This window comes from Pantoea sp. Lij88 (assembly GCF_030062155.1).
Taxonomy (GTDB): domain Bacteria; phylum Pseudomonadota; class Gammaproteobacteria; order Enterobacterales; family Enterobacteriaceae; genus Pantoea.
Genome location: NZ_CP118269.1, coordinates 3,564,290 through 3,587,855, shown reverse-complemented (window position 1 = coordinate 3,587,855; position 23,566 = coordinate 3,564,290). Strand labels below are relative to the sequence as shown.

Annotated in this window: 22 protein-coding genes; 10 read left to right on the top strand and 12 right to left on the bottom strand. The window is 54.6% G+C overall.

The window, feature by feature from the left end; genetic code table 11:
- Positions 1 to 164: 164 nt before the first annotated feature.
- A complete protein-coding gene (locus tag PU624_RS20650) occupies positions 165 to 5,696 on the bottom strand; it encodes a glutamate synthase-related protein (RefSeq protein ID WP_283546442.1) in 5,532 nt (1,843 codons plus the stop codon).
- Between the two features lie 888 nt (positions 5,697 to 6,584).
- On the opposite strand from PU624_RS20650, the gene arcB reads away from it, so the two are divergent.
- Both arcB and mtgA read left to right on the top strand, forming a co-directional pair.
- On the top strand, positions 6,585 to 8,918 hold the full coding sequence (gene arcB, locus PU624_RS20645) for an aerobic respiration two-component sensor histidine kinase ArcB (protein ID WP_283546441.1): 2,334 nt from the start codon (positions 6,585 to 6,587) through the stop codon (positions 8,916 to 8,918).
- Positions 8,919 to 9,805: 887 nt separating this feature from the next.
- Complete coding sequence (mtgA, locus tag PU624_RS20640; protein ID WP_283546440.1) at positions 9,806 to 10,525, top strand: monofunctional biosynthetic peptidoglycan transglycosylase; 720 nt, start codon at positions 9,806 to 9,808, stop codon at positions 10,523 to 10,525.
- Between the two features lie 3 nt (positions 10,526 to 10,528).
- Here mtgA and npr read toward each other — a convergent pair whose 3' ends face one another.
- The 11 genes from npr to PU624_RS20585 all read right to left on the bottom strand — a co-directional run bounded on the left by npr (position 10,529) and on the right by PU624_RS20585 (position 18,509).
- Complete coding sequence (gene npr / locus PU624_RS20635; RefSeq protein ID WP_003851116.1) at positions 10,529 to 10,801, bottom strand: PTS phosphocarrier protein NPr; 273 nt, start codon at positions 10,799 to 10,801, stop codon at positions 10,529 to 10,531.
- Complete coding sequence (gene rapZ / locus PU624_RS20630) at positions 10,798 to 11,652, bottom strand: RNase adapter RapZ (protein ID WP_010251920.1); 855 nt, start codon at positions 11,650 to 11,652, stop codon at positions 10,798 to 10,800. The genes npr and rapZ overlap by 4 nt, the downstream gene beginning before the upstream one ends.
- 47 nt (positions 11,653 to 11,699) lie before the next feature.
- Positions 11,700 to 12,179: a PTS IIA-like nitrogen regulatory protein PtsN gene (gene ptsN, locus PU624_RS20625; RefSeq protein ID WP_013359876.1), complete on the bottom strand. Its 480-nt coding sequence runs from the start codon at positions 12,177 to 12,179 to the stop codon at positions 11,700 to 11,702.
- A gap of 152 nt (positions 12,180 to 12,331) precedes the next feature.
- The gene (gene hpf / locus PU624_RS20620; RefSeq protein WP_090963879.1) at positions 12,332 to 12,619 is read right to left on the bottom strand and encodes a ribosome hibernation promoting factor; all 288 of its coding nucleotides are present in this window, start codon (positions 12,617 to 12,619) and stop codon (positions 12,332 to 12,334) included.
- A 21-nt stretch (positions 12,620 to 12,640) separates the two neighbouring features.
- Positions 12,641 to 14,074 carry an RNA polymerase factor sigma-54 gene (rpoN, locus tag PU624_RS20615; protein ID WP_283546439.1) on the bottom strand — a complete coding sequence of 478 codons (1,434 nt, stop codon included), beginning with the start codon at positions 14,072 to 14,074 and terminating at the stop codon, positions 12,641 to 12,643.
- 48 nt (positions 14,075 to 14,122) lie between these two features.
- Positions 14,123 to 14,848 carry an LPS export ABC transporter ATP-binding protein gene (lptB, locus tag PU624_RS20610; protein WP_003851107.1) on the bottom strand — a complete coding sequence of 242 codons (726 nt, stop codon included), beginning with the start codon at positions 14,846 to 14,848 and terminating at the stop codon, positions 14,123 to 14,125.
- 5 nt (positions 14,849 to 14,853) lie between these two features.
- Complete coding sequence (lptA, locus tag PU624_RS20605; protein ID WP_033762313.1) at positions 14,854 to 15,405, bottom strand: lipopolysaccharide ABC transporter substrate-binding protein LptA; 552 nt, start codon at positions 15,403 to 15,405, stop codon at positions 14,854 to 14,856.
- The gene (lptC, locus tag PU624_RS20600; protein ID WP_283546438.1) at positions 15,380 to 15,952 is read right to left on the bottom strand and encodes an LPS export ABC transporter periplasmic protein LptC; all 573 of its coding nucleotides are present in this window, start codon (positions 15,950 to 15,952) and stop codon (positions 15,380 to 15,382) included. The genes lptA and lptC overlap by 26 nt, the downstream gene beginning before the upstream one ends.
- A complete protein-coding gene (gene kdsC, locus PU624_RS20595) occupies positions 15,949 to 16,515 on the bottom strand; it encodes a 3-deoxy-manno-octulosonate-8-phosphatase KdsC (protein ID WP_283546437.1) in 567 nt (188 codons plus the stop codon). The genes lptC and kdsC overlap by 4 nt, the downstream gene beginning before the upstream one ends.
- A 13-nt stretch (positions 16,516 to 16,528) precedes the next feature.
- Entirely contained in the window at positions 16,529 to 17,512 is a 984-nt protein-coding gene (kdsD, locus tag PU624_RS20590) for an arabinose-5-phosphate isomerase KdsD (RefSeq protein ID WP_283546436.1), read from the bottom strand.
- 16 nt (positions 17,513 to 17,528) lie between these two features.
- On the bottom strand, positions 17,529 to 18,509 hold the full coding sequence (locus PU624_RS20585) for a calcium/sodium antiporter (RefSeq protein ID WP_090963890.1): 981 nt from the start codon (positions 18,507 to 18,509) through the stop codon (positions 17,529 to 17,531).
- Here PU624_RS20585 and PU624_RS20580 point away from each other — a divergent pair.
- The 8 genes from PU624_RS20580 to murA all read left to right on the top strand — a co-directional run bounded on the left by PU624_RS20580 (position 18,508) and on the right by murA (position 23,542).
- Positions 18,508 to 18,765: a hypothetical protein gene (locus PU624_RS20580; protein WP_283546435.1), complete on the top strand. Its 258-nt coding sequence runs from the start codon at positions 18,508 to 18,510 to the stop codon at positions 18,763 to 18,765. The genes PU624_RS20585 and PU624_RS20580 overlap by 2 nt on opposite strands.
- Positions 18,737 to 19,552 (top strand): phospholipid ABC transporter ATP-binding protein MlaF, encoded by an 816-nt coding sequence (mlaF, locus tag PU624_RS20575; RefSeq protein ID WP_090963892.1) that lies wholly within the window; start codon positions 18,737 to 18,739, stop codon positions 19,550 to 19,552. Before PU624_RS20580 ends, mlaF begins: the two co-directional genes overlap by 29 nt.
- Positions 19,553 to 19,556: 4 nt before the next feature.
- A complete protein-coding gene (mlaE, locus tag PU624_RS20570; RefSeq protein ID WP_090963895.1) occupies positions 19,557 to 20,339 on the top strand; it encodes a lipid asymmetry maintenance ABC transporter permease subunit MlaE in 783 nt (260 codons plus the stop codon).
- A gap of 4 nt (positions 20,340 to 20,343) precedes the next feature.
- Positions 20,344 to 20,889, top strand: coding sequence for an outer membrane lipid asymmetry maintenance protein MlaD (mlaD, locus tag PU624_RS20565; protein WP_283546434.1), 546 nt, complete (start codon positions 20,344 to 20,346; stop codon positions 20,887 to 20,889).
- A 15-nt stretch (positions 20,890 to 20,904) separates the two neighbouring features.
- Positions 20,905 to 21,540, top strand: coding sequence for a phospholipid-binding protein MlaC (gene mlaC / locus PU624_RS20560; protein ID WP_283546433.1), 636 nt, complete (start codon positions 20,905 to 20,907; stop codon positions 21,538 to 21,540).
- Positions 21,540 to 21,845, top strand: coding sequence for a lipid asymmetry maintenance protein MlaB (mlaB, locus tag PU624_RS20555; protein WP_283546432.1), 306 nt, complete (start codon positions 21,540 to 21,542; stop codon positions 21,843 to 21,845). Before mlaC ends, mlaB begins: the two co-directional genes overlap by 1 nt.
- 113 nt (positions 21,846 to 21,958) lie before the next feature.
- Positions 21,959 to 22,216, top strand: coding sequence for a BolA family iron metabolism protein IbaG (ibaG, locus tag PU624_RS20550; RefSeq protein WP_003851098.1), 258 nt, complete (start codon positions 21,959 to 21,961; stop codon positions 22,214 to 22,216).
- A gap of 66 nt (positions 22,217 to 22,282) precedes the next feature.
- A complete protein-coding gene (murA, locus tag PU624_RS20545) occupies positions 22,283 to 23,542 on the top strand; it encodes a UDP-N-acetylglucosamine 1-carboxyvinyltransferase (RefSeq protein ID WP_283546431.1) in 1,260 nt (419 codons plus the stop codon).
- Positions 23,543 to 23,566 lie beyond the last annotated feature (24 nt).

Genomic DNA, 23,566 nt, shown 5'->3' with positions numbered 1-23,566 from the left:
TTCTCGCCCGATATCAGTGGCGTTGTCCGGTCTGAAAGCGGTTCCGCTTTCCCGCGCCGCAGTGTCTGCAACAGGGGAGAGCGGTTCTGCATCTGTCCGGTACAACGATTAATCCGGGCAATGATCAATTAATAATATTCAGTTCAGCCTGATCAGTATCACTGTCAGGAGAGTTTACCCACCGCAGCGGCGATTTCCGGCAATGCCGCACGTGCAAACAGCTCTTCAAAGTCAGGCAGGTGGCCCAGCACTTCCCGGTTACAGGCATCCTGATACATGATCCAGCCGTAGGTTGCCAGGCTGTCCATGGAGCGGATGTTACGCTGCGTCAGCGCCGCTTTGTAATCTGACATGCGTTTAGTGCCAATCAGACTCGCCAGTTCATCATCGCTGTAACTCTCGATGGCGGAACGGGCATGACGTTGCAGCTTGCTGACCAGCGAAAAGTCTTCTGTCATCAGCAGATTACGCACCGCTTTTTCTACCGCCGCATCTTCAACTGGCGTGCCTTTCGGCAATTTAGCCAGTGCCAGTTGCTGGGCGAAGCTCAGCACGGTGTAGTTGTTCAGCAGGACAAACATCTCCTGCGTATCGGTCGCACCATAGGCCGGTACGGCACCGTTGGCGATCGTTTTACCCTGACGCCACGCGGCTTTAAACTTGGCAACCTGATGGCCTGCCAGCGCCGTTGACAGCTCTTCGAGCAGATCTTTGCGGCTCTTGGCTTTCAGAATCTCGCCGCCATCCTGATACAGCAGCAGCGAACGCGGCATCACGTAAACAAAGTGGTGACACTCCGTTTCCCAGTTCTCCAGCAGCCAGGCGGCACGTGGCGATTTGGTCGCTTCGAGATGCCAGTTCAGCATGGTCAGCACGGCCTGCTTGTGCACCTGCGCCATCTCATCCTGATCGGCAATTGAACCGAACCGCACGGAATCACCGGCAGCGTGGCTGGCCAGCGATCCATACGGGTCGTACTGGTAGGCAAAGCCGCCGCTCATGCCGTTGCCAAATCCTTTACCAAAGGTGCCCAGGTTAAGGATGGCGCCGTTGGTCATATATTCGCAGCAGAAATCACCGACGCCTTCGACCACGGCCGTTGCGCCTGAGTTACGCACCGCGAAGCGGTCACCGGCCTGGCCCTGCACGAACAGACGTCCGCCGGTCGCGCCGAACAGCGCAAAGTTACCAATCAGCACGTTGCCATCGGCATCCTGCGCGCCGCCGCCAGGCGACATCACAATCAGCTCGCCGCCACACTGTCCTTTGCCGACACCGTCGTTACAGGTGCCGTAATGGGTCAGCTGCATGCCATCGTTGCAGAATGCGCCAAATGACTGACCGGCAGAACCGGTAGTGGAAATTTTTACGCTCTCAGGTGCCAGATAGCGGCGGCCGCGATCGTCGGTCATGACGGCAGGCATCGCTTTCAACTGCTCAGGGCTCAGCTGATGGTTCAGCATGCGCTCAATATCGATAGCCAGCTGACCACCGACGCTTTTGTTGCGGTTGTTCAGGACGATGCTGTTGCCCAGGGCGACGTCAGGATTTCCCTGTGTCACCAGCGACAGCTTCAGCTGCTCAATCCAGCCATCATCCAGCTCAAAATCTTTTTCCAGATACACCGGCTTGTCGATTTTCAGTTCCGGCACCACGGTGAGCATGGCGCGTAAGTCGAGTTTGCCCACTTCCAGCGGATGATCCATCAGGTGCAGCAGGTCGGAGCGACCGCGCGCCTCACGCAGGGAACGCAGGCCCATACGTGCCAGAATCTCACGCACTTCATGCGCCACGTTGAGGAAATACTGCGCCAGCTGACGCGGATCGCCATCAAAGGCCTCGGCGTTGGTGGTTAAGCCAGCCGGGCACTTCACGTTGCAGTTCTTCGCCATTACGCATTTCAGCATCATCAGTGCGGTAGTGCCGAACTCGAAGCTGTCACCGCCCAGCAGGGCCGATTTCACCACGTCGCTGCCGGTCTGCTGTGCGCCAGAGCAGCGCAGCAGCACTTTCTCGCGCAGGCCGTTGGCGCACAGCGCCTGGTGGACTTCAGCGATACCGATTTCGGCCACGCGTCCGGTATATTTCAGGCTGGTCACAGACGCAGCGCCTGTCCCGCCGGTGTTACCCGCCACGTTAATCACGTCTGCACCAGCTTTAGCTACGCCAACTGCGATGGTGCCGATCCCTTCAGACGAGACCAGTTTGACGATAACGCGCACCCGCGCGGCTTTACAGTCGTGGATCAGCTGTGCCAGATCCTCGATGGAATAGGTGTCGTGATGCGGTGGCGGAGAGACCAGTTCAACGCCAGGCGTACCGCCACGGGCCGCAGCAATCTCAACGGTAACTTTGGCTGCCGGTAACTGGCCGCCCTCGCCAGGCTTCGCTCCCTGACCAATTTTGATCTCCAGCTCTTCCAGCATCGGGTCTGCCAGATAGGCAGCCCAGACGCCGAAACGACCCGAAGCCAGCTGTTTGATGCGGGAAGCACGGATGGTGCCGTGACGGGAGTAATGCTCGCCGCCTTCACCACAGTTACTCATGCCGCCGACCATATTGGTGCCGTGTGCGACCGCTTCATGCGCAGGCGCGACCAGCGCGCCGTGGCTCATCGCCCCGGAGGCGAAGGTACGGGTAATTTCACAGGCTGGCTGCACTTCGCTCAGCGGCAGTGAGGGCAGGGTGGTGAAGATACGTGACAGATAATCTGCCGCTTTACCGTAAGCCGTCACTTTCAGGCCGCCTTCGACCACGTCGCTGCTCTCGATATCGTCACCGAAGCGGAATTTCAGCGCGCGGGACAGGTTCTGCAGGCGCTCGCTCTCTGGCTTCAGCCCCTCAATCGCATCGGTCAGACGCAGCATAAAGTGATTCAGGCTGCCATCCACCGCTTCGCACTCCATACCACGAATGGCAAAGCCGTTGTTGGTCAGTGAGTAGCGTCCCAGCTTACGGCGGAACTCCGCTTCGCTGTCGATGTGGGTCAGGTCAGCCGGGAACGTCAGAATGTCGCGCAGGGCTGCCGGACGACGTTTACGCTCTTCATACATCAGGCTGGAGAACTGACGGTAGTCGGCCGTAATCGCAAAGTTGTTGATCACATCATCCGGGATACGCTCGAAGCTGCTGTCTTTAAACGTCTCTGGCTTGATGCCAAACGCGTTGTCCAGTTTTGCCAGCGTCATCAGGCGGATAAAGTTGTCCTCTTCGCGTGCCTTGTCAGCAAAGCGAATCGGCTCTTCGGTCATGTCGATGAAGGTCCGCACGGCGATGGTGCCGTAGGAGTGACCCGCGCCTTCTGCACGCTCTTTGAACAGGCCCAGCAGTGGCACTTCAGACTCGCCCTGAATCTTCAGTGCGCTCTGGTGCCAGTCAACGGCCATCTGCGCGATAGCGGCGAAGCCTGCACCGCCAACCGGCGTTCTGATATTCGGGAAATACTTTTTCAGCACCGGATCATCGGTGTTAAGGAAGTTCGGCTCGAAGAATTCGCCGCTGCTGTAGCTCTCAACGGTACAGAGACCCACTTTGCCCATGGTTTTCATCAGCGCTTTTTCAGCCGCTTTGGCATAACGCTTAAAGGCTTTGTTGCCTTCTTCACCTTCGCCAAATTTCTCTTCTGCGCGCATCTGTACGCCCAGTGGATAGATAGCGGAAGCCCCAAAGCCGAGTGTGGCGGCAATATGGTGCGAGGAGATGCTCTGGCCGCTTTCTACGACCAGAGACACATCCAGACGCAGGCCTTCCTGCACCAGACGCTGGTTGATGGCGGAAACCACCAGCAGCATCGGGATCGCCGCGTGCTTAGAAGAGATGTGGCGATCGGTAAGCACAGCGATGCCGCCCTGAGTACGGGCAAAATCCACGACCTGTTGCGCCAGGTCATCAATCGCTTTTTCCAGCGCATTGGCGTTCGCGGTGGTGCTCAGCAGATCTTTGCCGATCACCGGCTCATAGAGCATCTCAAAGCGGGCATAAGGCGCGATGGTCTGCTCGCGTAACCGCAGCATATCAAGGTGGCTGAGGATCGGTGTTGGCACCACAATCTGACGGCCTTTGCTGCGGCCCAGATGGGGTTTTGCGCCCAGGGCGACACGCAGCGTCATGCCATCCACTTCACGGATAGAGTCCAGCGGCGGGTTGGTCACCTGAGCAAAGCGCTGAGAGAAATAGTGCGCCATGCCGCCTTCATGATCGGATAAGCCATTGATGGCGTTGCCGTAACCCATCGCAGAGATCTTCTCTGCGCCGGTGTTCAGCATCGGGTCCATCATGAACTTGAAGCTTTCCTGGTTGTAGTAGTAGGCCACAAAGCGCTGATAGGTTTTCAGATCGCCGCGATAACGCAGCGGTGAACCCTGTTGTTCTGCCGGGATCTCCGGCAGATCGTCAAGACCGACACGCGCTTCACGCAGCAGCGCCGAATAATCTTTCTCTGCAGCCAGTTTTTCCAGCGCCTGTAACGTGGTGTAGCTGCGTTTTTCACGATGATCGAAATAGAGCATGCCGCCCGCTTCGATACGGCCACGACGTAATACGCTTTCCGGTGGGAAGGCAATCTGGCCGGCTTCTGACATCGCACCGATATATTCAGCCGTTTCGACTGAGCGCAGTGGACGCAGGCCAAGGCGATCAAGACGGGCACCAATCACTTCACCGTTGCCGAAGATTAATGCCGCCGGGCCGTCGTTCTTCTCTTCATACAGAGAGAAATATTCCAGCATGTCACGCACTTCTGCCGGCAGCGAACTGTCGTTTTCCCAGGCAGGCGGCATCATTGAGACGACGGCGGTGATCAGGTCGAGATTATCTTCCATCAGACGGCTGTGGATGCTCTGATCCAGACGCGAGCTGTCTGACTGGCCTTTAGGCCGCACGATTTTTTTGCCGCGGGCCAGCGCCAGCGCGGACTCGGCGATGCGGTTTTTACGGTCCGTGTTCAGCTCACCGTTATGCGCCATCAGGCGGAACGGCTGCGCCATGGTGGTATGCGGATCGGTGTTGGTGGAGAAGCGGGTATGGAAGAACAGCCCGCGCACCTGATGATCGGGGTCGGTCAGATCTTTGAAGTAAGGGATCACTTCATTGGAGTTCAGACGGGCTTTAAAAACCTGCGTGCGCGACGACAGCGACAGCGGATAGAGACCGCCAAATTCACTTTCGGTGAAGGCGCGCGCTTCAATGGTTAACAGGGCGCGGTAGATGCGCTGTTCGAAGTCGTTCTGATCGACCACATCCTGTGGCGCAGTGAAAATCCACTGCAGAATCGGTAACTGGAACTGAATCGCCGCCGGGCGCGTCACGCTGCTGTCGAGCGGCATATCACGTTTCATGATCACCGGCAGGCCAAAGCTGCTGAGGGCCTCATCGACCAGACGTTCGGCATTCGCGCGCAGTCCGGCATCTTTCGGCACAAAGAAGTTGCCGACGCCAAAGCGGCCCGCTTCCAGCGGCTGGCCGGTAATTTTGCGGAAGAAGTGCAGCGAAAGATCAACGTTGACCCCCGCGCCATCGCCGACGCCTTCCGCTGACATACCGCCGCGGTGAGGCACCGTACACAGGGCGCTGTGCGCCATCTGCAGAATCTCGTGGGTCTGCTCGCCGTCCTTACGCGTAATGAAACCTACACCACAGCTGTCACTGCCTGCTGTCGGATCATACAAGCCATAGGATTGAGGTTTTTTAGTGGACATTGAGGGTCTCCTTAAACTGCTTTGACATTACCTGCACTGATTCAGGGTCTGGGCGCACTGGGGCGCTATCATTTTCATCGCCATGCTCTGTCGAGCGCGCGTCATAGCCCTGAGCATTTCTCTCCAGACATCGGTAAAACGTCCTTAATTGAGCTGCTCTCTGATTTCCGGTCTCTTAAAGGAGATGACTTAAACCGCGCGGGAGTCTTCTTGTTGCATAGATATGCCGAGACAATGGCCCGTCTGGAAAGCTTTCAGCGGATTTCCAACTTATCGGGAAAGCGTAATCAGGTCAAATAGGGTGGTCAGACGGGGTAATCAGCTGTTTTATCTGCTTAACATTCTGAATTTAATGGATTTTAAGGTTTAAAATGTATCACTCTGGTGCCTGGCGATCGGCCGATAAATGTGAACTGACTCACTGTAGTGCAGGTGTCAGATCTCTGCACCATGCTGGTGACGGGGTGTTACACAGCATTAAATGCTGTTCAGCACCGTTGATGCATAGCATGTATCTGTTTTTCTTATGTCCGACTATTTGAATGAAACAGCGGTTGGTTATAAGAAAAATTAATCAGCATGCGCGTGCTTAAAACATCACTAAAGATGAATGGGTATGCATATAAAAGGGTGTGCCTGCGCAACAGGACGTTGCCAGGATATTGAAAAAAGGCCGTACAGAGAAATCGGTGATTCGCTGGCGGCCTTACAGATTATTCATTTGGCACAGTCAGTCAAGGGTTTTAACCGCTTTGTCCTTAACGTCGCCGATCGGCTCTGCGGATGCACCATAAAAGGGCGTTTGAACCCGCATCTCCCTGCGACGTGCTGCGACGTCAGCGGGGTAACTGCGCTATTATGAGGCTGTTTCTCTTCCAGGGAGTTGTTATGAAACAAATTCGTCTGTTGGCGCAGTACTACGTTGATTTAATGGTCAAGCTTGGGCTGGTGAGGTTCTCGCTGCTGCTGGCGTCTGCGCTGGTCGTGCTGGCGATGATTGTCCAGATGGCGGTCACGATGGTACTGCGGGGCCATGTCGAGAGCATTGACGTGGTGCGTTCGGTCTTCTTTGGGCTGCTGATCACGCCCTGGGCCGTCTATTTTCTGTCGGTGGTGGTCGATCAGCTGGAGGAGTCCCGCCAACGGCTGGCACGGCTGGTGGATAAGCTGGAAGAGATGCGCACCCGCGATCTGGAGCTCAACCGGCAGATGAAAGAGACCATTACGCAACTGAACCATGAGATCAGCGACCGTAAAAAAGCGGAGCTGGCTCGCGAACAGGTGATGGATAAGCTGCGTGAAGAGGTAACGCGTCGTGAGCAGGCTCAGATTGAGCTGGAGCAGCAATCCTCTTTTCTGCGTTCATTCCTGGATGCTTCGCCTGACCTGGTTTTCTATCGCAACATCGATAAGCAGTTCTCCGGCTGCAACCGCGCGATGGAACTGCTGACCGGCAAAAGCGAAAAGCAGCTGATTGGCCTGACCCCGCGCGATATCTATGATGATGAAGCGGCGACTAAGGTGCTGGAAACGGATGAGAAGGTGTTCCGCCATAACGTCTCCCTGACCTATGAACAGTGGCTGCAATATCCCGATGGGCGCAAAGCCTGTTTTGAGATTCGTAAAGTCCCTTATTACGACCGCGTCGGTAAGCGCAGCGGGCTGATGGGCTTTGGCCGCGATATAACGGAGCGTAAGCGCTATCAGGACGCGTTAGAGAACGCCAGCCGGGAGAAGACCACTTTTATCTCTACGATCAGCCACGAGCTTCGTACGCCGCTTAATGGCATTGTCGGCCTGAGCCGTATTCTGCTGGATACCGATCTCAATCAGGAACAGCTGAAATACCTGAAAACTATCCACGTCTCCGCCATCACGCTGGGCAACATCTTCAATGATGTGATTGAGGTGGACAAAATCGAGCGTCGCAAAGTGCAGCTGGATAATCAGCCGCTGGACTTCACCGGCTTCCTTGCCGATTTAGAAAATCTTTCCGGCCTGCTGGCTCAGCCAAAAGGGCTGAAGTTTGTGCTCGCACCGCAACTGCCGCTGCCGCATATGATTTTCACTGACGGGACGCGTCTGCGTCAGATTCTGTGGAACCTGATTGGTAACGCCGTGAAGTTCACCCAGCAGGGCGAAATCGTGGTGCGGGTGACGTATGAGCAGGATGAGACGCTGCGCTTTGAGGTACAGGACTCCGGTATGGGTATCCGCCAGGACGAGCAGGACAAAATCTTTGCGATGTACTATCAGGTCAAAGACCAGCATGGCGGCAAACCGGCGACCGGTACCGGCATCGGGCTGGCGGTATCACGCCGTCTGGCGCAGGCGATGGGCGGTGATATCCGCGTTCACAGCGCACCAGGACAGGGTTCATGCTTTACCGTAGAGATTAAAGCGCCGCGCATTGCTGAAGAGGTGGAAGATGAAGGCGTGGACGATAGCCTGCCTCTGCCTGCGCTGCACGTGCTGCTGGTGGAAGATATTGAGCTTAACGTGATTGTGGCGCGCTCGGTACTGGAGAAGCTGGGCTGCAGCGTCGAGGTTGCCATGACCGGCAGTGAGGCGCTGGCGATGTTCGATCCGCTGGAGTTTGATCTGGTGCTGCTGGATATCCAGCTGCCTGATATGACCGGCCTGGATGTCTCACGGGCGATTCGCCAGCAGTATCAGGGCACGCATCTGCCCCCACTGGTGGCGCTCACCGCGAATGTGCTCAAAGACAAAAAAGAGTACTTCGACGCGGGCATGGATGATGTTCTGAGCAAACCGCTGGCGGTGCCGGCACTGACCGCAATGATCAAAAAGTACTGGGATTATCAGGCAGATTCGGAAGAGGAGACGGCTGAGGTCAGTGATGACAAAACCCGGATGCTGCTGGATGTCGCCATGCTGGAACAGTATATCGAACTGGTGGGTCCCGGTCTGATTACTCAGAGCCTGACCATGTTTGAAAAGATGATGCCGGACTATCTTGCGGTGCTGGAGTCGAATCTGATGGCGCGCGATCAGAAAGGCATTGCTGAAGAGGGACACAAAATCAAAGGCGCGGCGGGTTCGGTCGGGCTGCAGCGTTTGCAGATGCTGGCAAAACAGATTCAGAGTCCGGAGTTACCGGCATGGTGGGACAATGTCGTTGAATGGATTGATGAGCTGAAACATGAGTGGCGACATGATGTGCAGGTATTACGCGACTGGGTGTCAGAGCAGGATAAGTGATACCCCGGAAAAAAATGACCCCAGCCGAGGCCGGGGTGCGCGAATACTGCGCCAACACCAGGGAAATCATTACGGCCGCTATGATATGAATAATTAATGCAGCCGCAGGGTATTGGTTAACACTGTTATCACCTTAGCAAATTCATCTTCTCATGCGACAAGATTCATTAAAATTTGTGATATTGAGCAGCGTTTAAATACAGAAAACATTAATTTGGCAACACAGTCAAGTAAGGAATCAATTTCTGTGCTGTATTGCTGTTATTTTAATCAGATTTGCACTTTTTCGTGTAGTTTTAAGGCTGCCAGGCAGCGAAGCGGTGGCTCGGCAGCAGTAAAGTGAGCTGGCGTTAACATTTACCTCCTCAGCGAGGCTAAAACGCTGATATTGCAAGCGCGCGGCCTGAAATGACACGAATTATCCAAAACGATTTGGAATGATTAAAAAGAATCTAAAAGTTTGTCCTTCTGTCATCCGGACATGAGGATTCCTGCTGGAAGGAAACAGGGCCATATCAGCTGCAAGTCTGTCCGTTAAGCGCTGTTTATTTATACGTTATAACGATAATTCTGATTAAGCTTTGGACAGCGCAGGATTAAGAAAAAAATAACAGTTAAGAATGGTGAATGATTTATTAAAGCGCTTATTACTCATTATTAACTGTTTATCTGGAAAGATGCTAAGCAAGGCCGATCAATGGAACCGATTCCTTTTTTTCGGAAGTCCTTGAACTATTTCGAACTGTTGCAGCATTTTGATGCAAAATGATTGAATAAAGTCTGGAAACGGCCGTCTCGTTTTCAGCGATAATCGTAAAAAGACTGCGTTAATGGCAGTGATTACATGAGTGATTGATTAACATCTGCAACAGGTATGGGAAGATTGCATGAACAAGCATAAAGGAAGCGTCGGACAGCGTATCAGACGGATTGCGGGTCGCGTCCTGTTGGTGTGGCTGGGAGTATGGCTGGCGGGAATTTTACTCTTTTCATTCTTACCGGTGCCGTTCTCAGCGGTGATGACTGAGCGACAGATCGGTGCCTGGTTACGCGGTGATTTTAGTTATGTTGCTCATTCAGACTGGGTTGGCCATGACGAGATTTCGCCCTGGATGGGACTGGCCGTTATCGCCTCAGAAGATCAAAAGTTTCCCACTCACTGGGGCTTTGATGTGGCGGCGATCGAGTCCGTACTGGATAAAAGCGACAACCGGATGCGCGGGGCGTCCACGCTGTCACAGCAGACTGCGAAGAATCTGTTCCTATGGGATGGTCGCAGCTGGGTGCGTAAAGGTCTGGAGGCGGGTCTGACGGTAGGGATTGAGACGGTGTGGACGAAGCGACGCATTCTGACCGTTTATCTGAACATTGCAGAGTTCGGACCCGGCATCTTTGGCGTTGAGGCAGCTTCACAGCGCTACTTCCATAAGCCTGCCAGCCGGCTGACCGCCGCAGACGCCGCTTTGCTGGCGGCAGTTCTGCCCAATCCGATTCGTTATCGTGCTGCTGCGCCCTCAGGCTATGTCAGGGAGCGGCAGCAGTGGATATTGCGTCAGATGCGCCAGCTGGGCGGCGAGGGCTTCCTGCAGCGTAATAAGCTCGACTAAGCCTTAATCTTCATCGAAGCCCGCTTCAAATAGCTCAATGACCGCAGCCAGCGCCGGAACTTCCTCCGGGCCGCTGGCTTCAATCTCGATATGCCCGCCTTTGGCCGAGTCGAGCATCAGCAGCGCAATCACGCTGCTGGCTTCGGCTTCTGTGCCCGCTTCATTGCGCAGCAACACTTCGGCATCAAAGCTCTGTACCAGCTCAAATAACTTCATTGCCGGGCGGGCATGCATGCCCAGCTTATTTTTGATTTCTACAGTTTGTCGGACGGTCATGATTTGCGCTTTTCCAGCGTGCGATGGCGTGACTGTACATTCTTACCGCGCGAACGGAAGTAATCCGCCAGCTGTTCTGCGATATAAACTGAGCGGTGTTTGCCGCCGGTACAGCCAATCGCCACGGTAAGATAGCTACGGTTATTGGTTTCCAGCATTGGCAGCCAGAGTTCAAGATAGCTGCGCGTCTGGTAGATAAAGTTATGCACTTCAGTGTGACGATCAAGGAAGGCCGCCACAGGACGATCGAGGCCGGTCATCGGGCGTAGTTTCGGATCCCAGTGAGGGTTGGGCAGAAAGCGCACGTCAAACACATAATCGGCGTCAATCGGGATGCCATGTTTGAAGCCAAAGGATTCAAACACCATGGTCAGCTCGCGTTCACGCTTGCCGAGCAGACGGGTACGCAGCATCTCTGCCAGCTCATGCACCGACATCTCTGAGGTATCGATAATCAGATCGGCACGTGAACGCAGCGGCTCCAGCAGATCGCTCTCTTCATCGATGGCGCTCTCCAGCGACAGGTTTTTGCTGGAGAGGGGATGCAGACGGCGCGTATCGCTGTAACGACGAATCAGGGTGTTGCGATCGGCGTCGAGGAACAGCAACTGAGGTGAAAATGTGTCAGGCAGATTATTCAGTGCGGTTTCAAAAATTTCAGGGGATTCAGGCATGTTACGCACGTCGATACTGACCGCTGCCGAAATATTGCGCTCAGCCAGTGAGTTAGCTAACTCAGGCAGCAGCACGACCGGCAGGTTATCAACGCAGTAGAACCCCATATCTTCCAGCGCGCGGAGCGCCACTGACTTCCCCGAGCCTGAACGACCGCTAACGATCATCAGCACCATGACCTTCTCTCCCGTTTTAAAACCGGCACCCGGCCGGTAAAGACGCGTTACTGCTCTGTCTGGACTTCCGTAATAATGGCGTAGAGCTCTTCATCACTCTGCGCAGCACGCAGACGACGGCAGACCGTTTTATCTGCCAGACGCTTCGCCACCAGAGACAGGGTATGCAGGTGTGTTTTGCACTGGTCAGCCGGGACCAGTAAAGCAAACAACAGATCGACCGGCTGGTTGTCGACGGCATCAAACGCAATCGGCTGTTCGAGGCTGATAAACACCCCAACCGCGCGCAGCGTATCCTCTTCCAGCTTGCCGTGAGGAATCGCTATCCCGTTACCGATACCGGTACTGCCCATGCGTTCGCGGGTCAGGATCGCTTCGAAAAGCGTCTGGTGCGGCAGGTTGAGCTGCTTAGCGGCCAGTTCGCTGATAATTTCCAGCGCACGTTTTTTGCTCTGGCAGTGTACGCCGCTGCGGGTGCAGTCTGGCGAAAGCACTGTGCTCAATTCCAGTGTGAGATCGTTGTTCATTATCGTTTCACTTGCGTGTTCACCAGGCCATTCACCGCCAGCGCGTCTTAACGCCTGAGACAATCGGCGCTTACTCAGATGACAAAACGGGGCGGATTATCCGCCCCATCCTGTCGGCTCTGCGCGGCAGGCGCGCGTCGCTAGCGTGAAGGTTAGTGTTTTTTCAGTTTATCTTTGTGTTTGGTCAGCTGACGGGCGAGCTTGTCGATCAGCCCATCAATTGCCGCATACATATCTTCCGCTTCGGATGTGGCGTGCAGCTCGCCACCATTCACGTGTAGGGTTGCGTCCGCCACCTGAGTGACTTTCTCAACCTTCAGGACAATATAGACCTGATTGATATGTTCAAAATAGTGTTCCAGTTTGGCAAATTTACCGTTAACGAATTCACGCAGAGGTGCAGTGATTTCAACGTGTTGTCCGGTCAGGTTCAGCTGCATAGGTCTTCCTTCTCATTTCTTTCAAACCAGTTGTTTACGCTGGTTCGATGGCGGGATGGATAAAGACTCACGATATTTGGCGACGGTACGCCGTGCCACCATAATCCCCTGATCAGATAACATGGAGGTCAGTTTACTGTCGCTCAAGGGTTTGGCTGGATTTTCCGCCGAAATTAATTTCTTCACCAGGGCACGAATCGCTGTCGAGGAGGCTTCGCCGCCACCTTCAGTATTAACGTGACTGGAGAAAAAGTACTTCAGTTCAAAAATGCCACGCGGGCTGTGCAGATACTTCTGCGTGGTTACACGGGAAATGGTTGATTCGTGCATCTCAACGGCCTGGGCGATGTCCGCCAGCACCATCGGACGCATAAATTCTTCACCCTGCTCGAAAAACGCCTGCTGCTGTTCAACAATGCAGCGCGTCACTTTCAGCAGCGTATCATTGCGGCTTTCCAGACTCTTAATCAGCCAGCGGGCTTCCTGCAGGTTACTGCGAATGAACTGGCTGTCGCTGTCGTTGCGCGTGGCGCCACCCATTGCCGCATAGTGCTGATTGATTTTGAGACGCGGAACGCTGTCGGCATTGAGTTCCACCGTCCAGCGGGTGCCGACCTTACGCACCAGCACATCGGGAATGACATATTCCGGCTCGCTGGTGTTGATCGACTGACCCGGACGCGGGTCCAGCGACTGAATCAGCAGCATCGCCTCTTTCAGCACCTCTTCTTTGAGGCGCGTCACCCGCATCAGACTGCGGAAATCGTGATTCGCCAGCAGGTCGAGATGTTCGCTGACGATCAGGCGTGCTTCTGCCAGCATCGGCGTTTCGGGGGCATATTGCGACAGCTGAACCAGCAGACAGTCACGCAGATCGCGCGCACCAACACCAATAGGATCAAAGCGCTGGATGCGTTTCAGTACCGCTTCAACTTCATCCGCTTCAAGCTCATCGTTGCCGATACTGTCGAGGATCTCCTCTAGCGAAACGGTGAGATATCCGGTGTCATCAATAGCATCGACGATAGAGGTGGCAATGGCGCGGTCGGTGTCACTGAAAGGCGTCAGTCCGACCTGCCACATCAGATAGTCCTGAAGTGACTGCGTGGTCTCGCCCTGATAAACCGGTAACTCATCATCCTGATAATCGGTGCCGGTGCCGGAAGGCGTGCCTGCTGTGTAGATCTCATCCCAGGTGGCATCCAGCGGCAGTTCATCGGGCATCTCTTTCTGCTCAAGCGCTTCGCGTGTATCCAGCGCCTCAGACTCCGATGATTCCCGGGAGTCGATCTCTTCATGCAGGTCAGTCTGCTCAAGCAGCGGGTTGCTTTCGAGAGCAAGCTGTAACTCCTGCTGGAGTTCAAGCGTAGAAAGTTGCAACAGACGAATCGCCTGCTGCAATTGTGGAGTCATTGCCAGCTGTTGGCTGAACCTGAGTTGTAAACCTTGCTTCATAGACAGGATGGTAGTTCCCAGGTAAACATCGGTATTAACGACACCTTATCAGAGTCTGAACTCTTCACCCAAATAAACCCGCTTAACCTGCTCATCCGCAAGAATTTCATTGGGTGTGCCATGCGCAATCAGGTGGCCCTGGCTGACGATATAAGCCCGCTCACACACCGCCAGCGTTTCGCGCACGTTGTGGTCGGTAATCAGCACGCCGAGGCCGCTGTCCCGCAGATGCTCAATGATTTTCTTGATGTCGATAACGGAAATCGGATCGACACCGGCGAAGGGCTCATCCAGCAGGATAAACTTAGGGTTAGCGGCCAGCGCGCGTGCGATCTCAACACGACGTCGCTCACCACCGGAAAGTGCCTGACCCATGCTGTCGCGCAGATGTTCGATGTGGAACTCTTCCATCAGTTCACGGGCGCGATCCTGCCGTTGTTCTTCGGTCAGATCATCACGAATCTGCAGTACTGCCATCAGGTTATCGTAGACGCTGAGGCGACGGAAAATCGACGCCTCCTGGGGAAGATAACCAATGCCACGACGCGCACGCGCATGCAGCGGCAGGATACTGATATCTTCGTCATCAATAATAATGCGGCCAGCGTCACGCGGGACAATGCCCACCACCATATAAAAGGTGGTGGTCTTACCGGCACCGTTCGGGCCGAGCAGGCCGACAATCTCGCCGGACTTTACCTGCAGACTGACATCTTCTACCACGCGACGGCCTTTATATGCCTTCGCCAGGTTTTCTGCGATTAATGTGGCCATAGCTATCAGTTACTCTTCTTTCCGCTGTTGGACGAACCTTTATCCTGAAGTTGCGACGGCACCAGTACGGTGGTAACGCGCTTGTTCTGGCCCTGGCTGTAAGCCTGCATTTTCTGCTCTTTTACCAGGTAGGTAATACGATCGCCTTTGATGTTGCTGTCCTGCTGCTCAATGAAAGCATTGCCGGTCAGTTCAACGAAATCGTTAGCCAGTTCGTAGTGCAGTTTTGAGGCGTGGCCCTGAACCGGCTTGCCGCTGTCCTGCATCTGATAGAAGGTGGCAGGATTACCGTAGGCATCAACGATAGTTTTCTTGCTGTCGCCGCCCGGACGGGTCACCACGACTTTATCCGCCGTGATTTTGATTGAACCCTGCGTCACGATGACATTGCCGGTAAAGGTCGCGACATTGCCCTGCAAATCCAGCGCCTGATTCTGCGAGTCAATATTGACGGGCTTATCCGAGTCACCGGTCAGGGCAAGCGCCGGAACGCTGGTTGCCAGCAACATGCTGGCCAGTAAAAGCTTCAGGCTATTTTTGTTCATTTTGAATTTCATATGAGGTTTTGACCTTCTCGATTAACTCGGCGTTTTTTGTCCGTAAATTGCCGCGCATTTTCATGCCGGTGGAGTTAAAACTGCGGCCATACAATGTCACCTGGTCATCAGAGGTAACGTCCTGAGTGACAAGATTGATCTGCGCGTTATCCGTTTTGATACGCTCAAGCTGAGAATCCTGCGTCAGCGTATTCAGCTCAACATGGCCATACAGATAAAGCATACGATCTTTGGTGAGCTTTGCTTTATCTGCGCGTAACGTCCAGGTAGGGATTTTGTTCTCATCATAAGTCGTCATCACCGGATTTTCGAACCAGCTCAGCTCCTCATCCGAGAAATAGGTCACTTTGTCAGAGACCAGTTTATAGGACAGCGCGCCCTGCGGGTTATAAACCACAGTGTGTGAATCCGCACTGGTATAGGTCGGCGCCTGACTGCCCGTATCGACTGGCGTGCCATCCTCATCCTGATTAGTAAGATTCCAGCCGATCAAAACCAGTGCAATCAAGGTCAGAATCAGCGTTATCCAACGCCTGCTTTTACTCATACTGATTGCCCTTTGGCATCCTCAAATTTGTTCTGCGCCATTAAGATCAGGTCACATACTTCGCGAACCGCGCCGCGTCCACCGGCGATCCGCGTAACATAATGCGCGCGTGGCAGCAGGATAGGATGTGCATCCGCCACTGCCACACTTAATCCCACTTTCGCCATAACCGGCCAGTCGATCAGGTCGTCACCAATGTAGGCCACCTGGTCGTCGGAAAGAGACAGTTTATCCAGAAGTTCACGATAGGCCAAAAGCTTATCGGATTGTCCCTGATAAAGATGACGGATGCCGAGCGTTTTGCAGCGATCTTCCATCAGACGGGCATTGCGGCCGGTAATAATAGCCACTTCCACATCGGAGGTCAGCAGGCAGCGCACACCGTAACCGTCCCGCACGTTGAATGCCTTAAGCTCTTCGCCATTATTCCCCATGTAGATGACGCCGTCGGACATCACGCCATCAACGTCGCAGATCAGCAGACGAATCCTGCTGGCGCGCGCCATAACGTCAGCATTGACCGGGCCATAGCAGGTATCAATCGGGGGAGTTGCCTGTTGCATTTTCTCTTCCTGTTCAGACTACGCCAGCGCGCAGCATGTCATGCATATGTACCACACCGAGCAGATGGTCGTCATCGGCCACCAGAATCGAGGTAATGTTTTTAGTCTGCATCAGGTTAAGAGCTTCAACCGCCAGCATGTTTGGCCGGACGCGGATGCCACCTGGCGTCATCACTTCTCCGATGGTGGCGCGCTGGAAATCGATGCCCATATCAAAGATGCGGCGCAGGTCACCATCCGTAAAGATACCTTCAATTTTCATCAGACCGTCGACGATGACCGTCAGCCCCAGATTTTTGCGGGTAATCTCCAGCAGCGCATCCCGCAGTGAGGCGTCACGCGTGACGTGCGGCAGTTCATCGCCGCTGTGCATGATATCAGCTACATGCAGCAGCAGTTTACGGCCCAGCGCACCGCCGGGGTGGGAGAGGGCAAAATCTTCCGCCGTAAATCCGCGCGCTTCCAGCAGCGAAACCGCCAGTGCGTCGCCCATCACCAGCGTGGCCGTGGTGCTGGTGGTCGGTGCCAGACCCAGCGGGCAGGCTTCCTGCGGAACATGGACACACAGATGCACATCGGCAACCCGGCCCATCGCACTGTCAGGCCGCCCGGTGATGCAGATCAGCGCAATATGCTGACGTTTCAATACCGGAATCAGCGCGAGGATTTCGTTCGACTCGCCGCTGTTGGAGATGGCGATGACCACATCATTTTTGCTCACCATACCCAGATCGCCGTGGCTGGCTTCAGCCGGATGCACAAAAAAGGCGGGCGTGCCGGTACTGGCAAAGGTCGCCGCCATTTTTTTGCCGATATGGCCTGACTTGCCCATGCCCATCACCACCACTTTCCCCTGGCAGGCAAAGATCAGGGCGCAGGCGCGGGCGAAATCGTCGTTGATATATTGATCGAGCTGTTCAAGTCCTTCACGCTCGATGCGCAGAACGGTTTTTCCCGCCTGCTGAAAATCAAATGCTGTTGGTTGCTGATATGACATAGTGAGTCTGTCCTTGTTAGCCGTCCATGAATGCCGGCTGCATCCACAGCAGCGTCACCCAGACGAAGAAACCACAGAGTAAAAATAAGCCTGCCGTTCGGCCAACACGTCGGCGACGGAGCAGGCAGAGCAGGGCAAACAGCACGCTGACACCCAGCATCACCCAGTAATCGCGGGCGAAAGCGTGATAGTCGACGCTGCCGGGATGAATCAGCGCCGGCAGGCCCAGCACGATGGCAATATTATAAATGTTGGCGCCGATCAGATTGCCGATCGCGATATCATCTTCACCTTTCAGCGCGCCGGCAATGACCGTTGCCAGCTCGGGCAGGCTGGTGCCCACGGCGATCAGCGTCAGACCCATCACCAGTTCGCTGACACCAAAGTAGTCGGCAAAGGCGGTGGCATTGTCGATCACCATTCGTGTCGACATCGGCAGGATAATCAGCGCGACGGCCAGCCAGAGAAAGGCCACCGTATTGCCGCTCTCTTCGCGTGGCAGCTCGGCCAGCTGCTCGCGGGTCAGGGTGTCGTTATTGTCCTGTTCGGCTTTGCGCGCAATGCGAATCACCACCATCAGATAAATAGCAGCAATGGCGATCAGGCCAATTCCATCCAGTCGACTAAGCTGATTGTCAAACAGCATGAATCCGCTGAGCAGGGTAACCAGCAACATCAACGGCAGTTCACGGCGTATCAGATTAGAATGGACGCTGAGTGGGTGCATAAGCGCAGCGGCACCCAGGATCAGTAAAATGTTGGTTATATTCGAGCCGAGCGCGGTGCCCACAGCAAGATCCATCTGGCCATGCTGTGCCGCAGAAAAGGAGAGAATCATCTCTGGCAGCGAGGTGCCGATGCTGACAACGGTCATGCCAATGATCAGTGGCGGGATGCCAAATGATCGGCACAATATAGAGGCGCTAAACACCAGACGATCGGCACCATATGCCAGTAAAAGCAAACCGATAATCAGCAGTGCAGAAGCTACGAACATGAAAAATCCTTGCGTAAAAACCCAGGCCGGCAATGCCTTTCCCGACCGGTTTAAGGTTCTGTTTGGCGAGACAGGCGCTGATTTTGACCGTCTGAACGGCAAAAGTAAATTTAATGACCATTTTCGCCAAATCTTAGCGGTAAGTTTCTGTAAAGCTATCGTGAATCAGGACCGAACAGGCTACCATCGTACCCCATGTTTACGCCCGATCCTTACAAGAGGTAATAATGATCCAGCAGCATACGAATCTGGTTGAGGTTCGTGGCGTGAGTTTTTCGCGCGGAGATCGCACCATCTTCGACGACATTTCGCTGACCGTGCCGAAAGGCAAAGTGACGGCGATAATGGGGCCGTCGGGGATAGGAAAAACCACTCTGCTACGCTTGATTGGGGGACAACTTCAGCCAACCAGCGGTGAAATCTTTTTCCGTGGCGAAAACATACCGTCATTGTCGCGCGCTAAATTGTACGAAGCGCGTAAGAAAATGAGCATGTTGTTCCAGTCTGGCGCCCTGTTTACTGACTTAACGGTCTATGAAAACGTCGCCTGGCCGCTGCGTGAACACACCCGTCTGCCTGCACCGATTCTGCACAGCACCGTATTAATGAAGCTGGAAGCGGTAGGCCTGCGCGGTGCAGCCCAGCTGAAACCCGCTGAGCTGTCGGGCGGTATGGCACGTCGTGTGGCCCTGGCACGCGCGATTGCGCTTGAGCCGGAGCTAATCATGTTCGACGAACCCTTTGTCGGACAGGATCCCATTACCATGGGCGTGCTGGTAAAATTGATCGATGAACTTAACCATGCTCTGGGCCTGACCTGTATTGTGGTCTCGCACGACGTACCGGAAGTACTGAGTATTGCGGACTATGCCTATATCGTGGCCGGACAAAAAATTATCGCACACGGCACCACGCCGGAACTGCGAGAGAATAATGACCCGCGCGTGCGCCAGTTTATTGATGGCCATGCGGATGGTCCGGTTCCATTCCGTTTTCCTGCCGGCGACTATCTCGCTGATTTAACCGGCTCAGGGAGTAACTAAACAGATGGTCTTGAAGGCGCTGGCGTCATTCGGTCGTCAGGGAATTGAAACGTGCGCCAGTTTTGGACGCGCAGGATTAATGCTGTTTCACGCGCTGGTAGGAAAACCCGCGTTCCGCAGACACTCGCCGCTACTGATCAAACAGCTTTATAGTGTTGGCGTACTGTCGTTACTGATCATTGTGGTTTCAGGTCTGTTTATCGGCATGGTACTCGGACTGCAGGGCTACCTGGTGCTGAACACCTATGGTGCCGAAACCAGTCTGGGAATGCTGGTGGCGCTGTCGCTGCTGCGTGAACTGGGGCCGGTTGTAACCGCGCTGTTGTTTGCCGGACGGGCCGGATCGGCACTGACGGCTGAAATCGGCCTGATGAAAGCCACTGAACAGCTCTCCAGTATGGAGATGATGGCAGTGGATCCGTTGCGCCGTGTTGTTTCGCCGCGTTTCTGGGCCGGTTTTATCAGCATGCCGCTGCTGACAATGATCTTCACTGCGGTCGGTATCGCTGGCGGTGCACTGGTCGGCGTGAGCTGGAAGGGGATCGATCCCGGCTTCTTCTGGTCAGCTATGCAGAACGCGGTCGATTTCCGGACCGACGTTGTTAACTGCATCATTAAAAGCGCCGTCTTTGCCGTGACGGTCACCTGGATTGCCCTCTTTAATGGCTATGACGCGATTCCCACTTCTGAAGGGATCAGTCGCGCGACAACGCGTACCGTAGTACATGCTTCACTGGCGGTGCTCGGGTTGGATTTTGTGCTGACAGCACTGATGTTTGGGAATTGATGCAATGCAAAGCAAAAAAAGCGAAATCTGGGTTGGCATTTTTATGATTATGGCGTTGATCGCCGCATTGTTTCTCTGTCTGCGCGTCGCCGATCTAAAGTCGATGGGCACGGAGCCGACGTGGAAACTCTACGCCACGTTTGACAATATCGGCGGCCTGAAAGCCAGTTCGCCGGTCAAAATTGGCGGTGTGGTAATTGGCCGGGTAACAGAAATCGCGCTTGAGCCGAAAACGCTGCTGCCGCGTGTCACCATGGAGATCAGCGATCAGTATGCGAATAAAATCTCTGACACCAGCTCGCTGGCGGTCCGGACTCAGGGTCTGCTCGGTGAGCAATTCCTGGCGCTGAACTTAGGCTTTGACGATCCTGAACTCGGTTCGGCGATGCTGAAAGATGGCGATACGCTGCGCGACACCAAGTCAGCCATGGTGCTTGAAGATCTGATCGGCCAGTTCCTTTATAAGAGCGGCGATAACAAACAAAAAAGTGACAACAAGGATGCGCAGGAAGGCGACAGTGCTGCGCCTGCGGCACCGGCTCAACCTTAAAGAAGAGGGTATAACATGTTTAAACGTTTACTGATGATTGCCATGCTGGTGGTTGCAGTACCGCTGACGGCGACCGCAGCGGATCAGAGCAATCCCTACAAACTGATGAACGAAGCGGCGCAAAAGACGTTCACCCGTCTTAAAAATGAGCAGCCGAAAATCAAGCAGGATCCAAACTACCTGCGTGAAATCGTCCGTCAGGAGCTGCTGCCGTACGTGCAGATCAAATATGCCGGCGCGTTAGTGCTGGGCCGCTACTATCGTGATTCAACGCCCGCGCAGCGTGAAGCCTACTTCAGCGCCTTTGGTGACTATCTGGCGCAGGCTTATGGTCAGGCACTGGCACTCTATAATGGTCAGAGCTACCAGATTCAGCCTGAGCAGCCGTTGGGCGATGCCCAGATTGTCGCCATTCGTGTCACCATCATCGACCCAAATGGTCGCCCACCGGTTCGTCTCGACTTCCAGTGGCGTAAAAACAGCCAGACCGGTAACTGGCAGGCTTATGACATGATCGCTGAAGGCGTCAGCATGATCACCACCAAACAAAATGAGTGGAGCGATCTGTTGCGTACCAAAGGTATCGATGGTCTGACAGCACAACTGAAGTCTTCTGCGGCACAGCCGATCACGCTGGATAAACAACAATAATGCACGAATCGTTACGCTGGGAGCGGGAAGCCAGCACGCTGTTACTGAAAGGCGAACTGGATCGCGACACGCTGATGAGCCTCTGGCAGCAACGTGAGACGCTGATTAAAGATGTCGATACCATCGACGTCGCGGCGCTGGAGCGTGTTGACTCGTCCGGTCTCGCCCTGCTGGTTCACCTGCGGGAAATCGCACGGGCACAGGGTACTACCCCACGCTTTACCGGCATCAGCGACAAACTGCACTCGCTGATTACGCTTTACAATCTGCAACAGATTATTGTTTCTGCGGATAAAAGCGCCTGATTTCCGGTTGTTATGCTAAGCCCCTGTTTTCGACAGGGGCTTTTGCGTATTTAAGAGTCAGCCGCTTTCCTCTACTATGTCAGCCTTATTATTATTAAGTGAAGTTAAGCCCAATGGAAAACAGTGAAATTCAGGCCGTGCTGATGGCCGCATTGCCTTTAGACGAAGTTCATGTGATGAGCAACGATGGCAGCCATTTTCAGGTGATCGCCGTAGGCGAACTGTTTGGCGAACTGAGCCGCGTGAAAAAGCAGCAGGCTGTCTACGCGCCGCTGATGGAATTCATCGCGGATAACCGCATGCATGCTGTCTCTATCAAAACCTACACTCCCGCTGAATGGGCGCGTGACCGTAAACTCAACGGTTTCTGATCCTCATCGTGGTGAACTCGCCCTGGGCGAGTCCAATTTTTAGCTAGTTAATTGAGAGCCGTGTTAATGGAAAAATTTCGTGTGCAAGGCCCCACCCGCTTAAGTGGTGAAGTAACCATTTCCGGGGCGAAGAACGCCGCACTTCCTATTCTGTTTGCTGCCCTGCTGGCTGAAGAGCCGGTAGAGATCCAGAATGTGCCAAAGCTGCGCGACATTGATACCACCATGAAGCTGCTGACGCAGCTGGGTGCGAAGGTGGAACGCAACGGTTCTGTGCATGTCGATGCCAGCGCGGTAGATGTATTTTGTGCGCCTTACGATCTGGTCAAAACCATGCGTGCCTCAATCTGGGCGCTGGGCCCGCTGGTAGCGCGTTTTGGTCAGGGTCAGGTTTCACTGCCGGGCGGCTGCGCTATCGGCGCCCGTCCGGTTGACCTGCACATCACCGGTCTGGAACAGCTGGGTGCCGAGATCAAGCTGGAAGAGGGCTACGTCAAAGCATCAGTCAATGGCCGCCTGAAGGGCGCGCTGATTGTCATGGATAAAATCAGCGTCGGCGCAACGGTCACCATCATGAGTGCTGCGACGCTGGCGACCGGTACCACTGTCATTGAGAATGCGGCCCGTGAGCCGGAAATTGTCGATACCGCCAACTTCCTGAACACCCTGGGTGCCAGAATCAGTGGCGCAGGCAGCGATAAAATCACCATCGAAGGCGTTGAGCGTCTGGGTGGCGGTGTTTACCGCGTCCTGCCGGATCGCATCGAAACCGGTACTTTCCTGGTGGCGGCTGCCATTTCAGGCGGCAAAGTGATGTGTCACAAAACCCAGCCAGATACGCTGGATGCTGTGCTGGCTAAGCTGCGTGATGCGGGTGCCGACATCGAAACCGGTGAAGACTGGATCAGTCTGGATATGCACGGCAAGCGACCAAAAGCGGTCAACGTGCGCACCGCACCGCATCCGGGTTTCCCGACCGATATGCAGGCGCAGTTCACCCTGTTAAATATGGTCGCGGAAGGCACGGGCCTGATTACCGAAACCATCTTTGAAAACCGTTTCATGCATATCCCCGAACTGATTCGTATGGGCGGCCATGCTGAGATCGAGAGCAACACGGCGATCTGTCACGGGGTTGAAACCCTGTCAGGTGCGCAGGTGATGGCGACCGATCTGCGAGCTTCGGCAAGCCTGGTTCTGGCGGGTTGTATTGCGGAAGGAACGACGTTCGTTGATCGCATTTATCACATCGATCGTGGCTATGAGCACATCGAAGATAAACTGAAAGCGATGGGTGCGAACATCGAGCGTGTCAGCGAAGAGTAATCCCGCGGATGCTCTGAAAGAGCC